General features: G+C 56.9%; 1 protein-coding gene and 1 pseudogene. Both read right to left on the bottom strand.

Annotation, left to right across the window (positions count from 1 at the left end):
* Positions 1-1,829: pseudogene (locus tag HMPREF3101_RS02615) on the bottom strand (hypothetical protein); the annotation flags it as partial.
* 615 nt (positions 1,830-2,444) lie between these two features.
* A partial coding sequence (locus tag HMPREF3101_RS12020) for a Rib/alpha-like domain-containing protein (RefSeq protein WP_210386154.1) occupies positions 2,445-3,502 on the bottom strand: 1,058 nt, incomplete at its 5' end.

Genomic DNA, 3,502 nt, shown 5'->3' with positions numbered 1-3,502 from the left:
CCCTGAATCTTCTCCGTCACGTCCTCAGGTGCGGAGAATTTCGTGCCCTCAGGCAACGCCGGCACCTTGCCGTCTTCACCCGGCTGGGTGTTCTTCGGCGCCGGAACCGTGGTCTCCTGGCCCTGTGGAGCATCAGTCTTCTCGTACTCCGGCTGGAACTCAGCATTCTGCTTTGCAGCTACGACGAAGGAATCAGCCGCAATCTCGTTGTACAGCGCGTTGCCAAACGAATCTTCACCCGGTACACCATTGAGCAGGAAGGCGGTGTACACATCACCCGGCTGTGCAGTTTCCGGCACCTTGAAGGTCTTGCACTCATCCTTCAGGGTGACCTTTGCAACTTCAACGCCTTCGATGCGGCACTCATCAAAGCCACCTGCAACAACGTTGCCGTCCTTGTCGCGCCACTCGATCCAGTTGTCCAACGGCAACAGGGTGTTACCGGTCAGTTCGAGCTCAGCCACATCCCCAACAGCGGCCGGCTTATCCGTGGTGTTGTAGTTGGTGATGTTAAGCCCTGCGTCGTACGCAGTAAGGGTTGCGAAGTTAATCGGTCCAAGCCGTTTAAATGCAGCGTTAGGGATCAAGACACCCGGCAACATGGTGTCAAAAACCAACGGATGGTGGAACTGCGGAACCATCCACGGACTGTAGCCAGTCAGCGGGTTGCCGTCCTCATCGAGCACACCCATCCAGATGTCATCGACCTTCCAGGCCCGACCGTCCTGGATAGCGCCTTCCGGCAACTTCATTGCATAGTAGCCGTCTTTGTCGGTCTTGGCTGTGTGGGTGTACGCAATAGCATCACGGTTGTTCTTCAAGAACTCCACCGCAGCCGCGGTACGTGCGCTTTGGTCTTCAATAGAGTTGACAGCCTCGTCATAGGCCTGCTTACCCTCGGGGGTCAGCTTAGAGAAGAGGACAGTAGCACCCTCAAAAGGAATGTCACCTTTAGACATGTTCGGACCGGTATTAATATTTGTCCGGTCAAGACCGGTGCCGGCTTCCTTCCAGACACGGCCGTGGACAGTATCCTTGTCCTTGTTATCCACAGGCAACGTGGACTCGACCCACGTGTCACGGTCGGTGGTCATCAACTCAACCTGAGGCTCCTGCCCCATGATCATCCGTGTGCGCTGCTTGTTCTTGCTCAGGTGGTGAACGGAACCGTTGCCTTCCTTGCGGTTGTCCTGGAAAGCACCCGGCATGAGCGAGTCGACCTGGCGAATCGGGGTGTACTTGACACCATCTCGCTCATAGGCAGGGATCCACAGGCGGTACTTCTTGCCGCGCTCAGCGGACCACAGACGCTCCTGCCCATTGGCATCAATCCACGGCTCACGCATATCAAACGCGTAGGTACCCTCGCCGCCCTGCGAACCGCGGAATGCATCGTGAATCTTCGCTGCATAGTAGGGAGAAACTGCACCGTCAGTATCGATCCACTGCATGTAGATCGTGGTGCCAGTTGGGGTTGCAGGCAGACCGGTACCCGAGATGAGGCCGTACTCCGTCACCTCAAAGCTACGACCAGAAAACACCTGGTCCTTCAGCTGCATATTCGACACAGAGGTGACATACCCATTCGTAATGGCATCCGCCCAAATGATCGGGTTGCCGTTCGGGTCCTCAGTCGGCAGGTCCTCCTGGGCGCTATCCGCGCCAGGGTTCTCAGCATCTGCCGGTGCCTGGTTGTCATTCTCTTGCGCAAACGCCTGGGTCAATGTGGGGTTGCCCACCGGTACTACCAGGGGTGCAACCAAGGCTGCGCTTACAGCCGCAGCAGCAATAGAAACGCCGCGATTGCGCATCAAACCTTTATTGGTCATGAGCTTCCTTCCGGATGTAATCATTATGTAATCATTTCGGGCCGCACAATCTGCGCGGTGACCGGGAGCCCAAGCCATCCCAAAAACCAGGGGGGTTCCATCAAGGCGGCCTTGGGTTCACCTGCCCACAACCCTAAAGACTTGAAGACGGTAACGCTTTAGCTGGGAAAAGGCTGTGCTCCAGAATTCTGAATAAAACCTAGTTGTACAAATATCAACTTTTCGTAGACCTCCCTAGGATCTAGAAATTTCCAGCACTTATCGCCCTGCACTAATAGTGCAGTAATAGCGACATGAAGGTACCTTGACCGAATATCAGGTAGATTTCACCATCTGATTGACAACTGGAAAGCCAGGTTTCCATTTCAACCACACCCCATACGGGGGTATATGGAGTCGTAGGCGCCACCATGGGTGCCCCCACAAACTTTTCGTAAACCTTGGCGCAACGTATTGCTTTCACACTATCCACAGGTGAAACAGCGGGCACAAGACAAAAAGGCACCCACCCGCTTTCGCGGGCAGATACCTTTCTTCTATCTGCGCGTCCCCTCAAGCCTCCCAACTAGGAGACTTCAGGGTCTGCATTCAGTTGGTTGCCAAGGTTGCGGGGATTTACTCTTCCGTAACCTTTACCGAGGAACCACGCTCGGAGCTCTGCTTCGCAGAACCAGCCGGGGTGGACCCTACCTGGCCTTCGATGGTCCCCACGGAGGAGCCATCACCTGGCGTACAAGCGGAGGCCACTGCTGCGATTGCAGCGATACCAGCAACTACGGCTGCCAGGCCTGCGCCGAGGCTGACCAGGTCAAGGCCGAATGCTCGCAGGTTAGCGTCCAGCTGCTGCGCTGCACGCGCTGCCTCTGGGTTGAACACGCCGAGGCTGTTCTGCAGGTCATTGTTCACCCTCTGGATCTGGATGGAGAGCTGATCAACAACCGGGGACAGGCCAGGGATGTTCATCCGCATAGCCAGGCCCAGCGGGACCAGTGCTGCCAGCGGCAGACCGAAGCCTACAGACACTGCGATACAACGGTTGCGCTCATCCTCGGTGAGGCTGGAGGCACCCGGGGTGCTGCTGCCCGGCTTGGTGATAGTCACCTTGACGGTGTCAATGACCTTGCCGTCCTTGTCCTTGACAGTCACCTTAATGGTGTCGCCCGGCTTCGCATCGTCACCCGGGGTCACCGTGATGGAATCATTCGGGTTCAGCTTTGCCGTACCCGGCCCCTCGGTCTCAACCGTGGTGCCGTCCTTGACCGGACCGCCAACGTTCGGCAGGTCAACCGGCTTGGTCGGCTCGGTCTTACCGTCGTTCCAATCCGGGTTCTTCACACCGGCGTTCGGGTCCTTAACGGTCACCGTGAAGTCATCGGTATCTACCGAGTTGTCAGGGTAGGTCACCTTCACCGGAACCGTGATCTTGTCACCAGGCTTGGCGGATGCTGGCGGGGTTACCACGATCGTCGAACCGTCGCCATCAACCTTGATGTTCCAGCCGTTCTTGCCACCCGAAACCTCAACCTTCGAGCCCTGCGGCAGCTGGTCGCCCTCGTTCGGGACATTAACCGGCTCGCCCGGGTTGGTTTCCTTGTCCTTCCAGTCCGGATCGGTCTGATCCGCAATGGTCTTCGAAGGCTCCGTGATCTTAACGGTCACTTCATCAATGACCT

Source organism: Corynebacterium sp. HMSC29G08, from assembly GCF_001806875.1.
Taxonomy (GTDB): domain Bacteria; phylum Actinomycetota; class Actinomycetes; order Mycobacteriales; family Mycobacteriaceae; genus Corynebacterium.
This window is presented reverse-complemented; position numbering and strand designations above follow the sequence as displayed.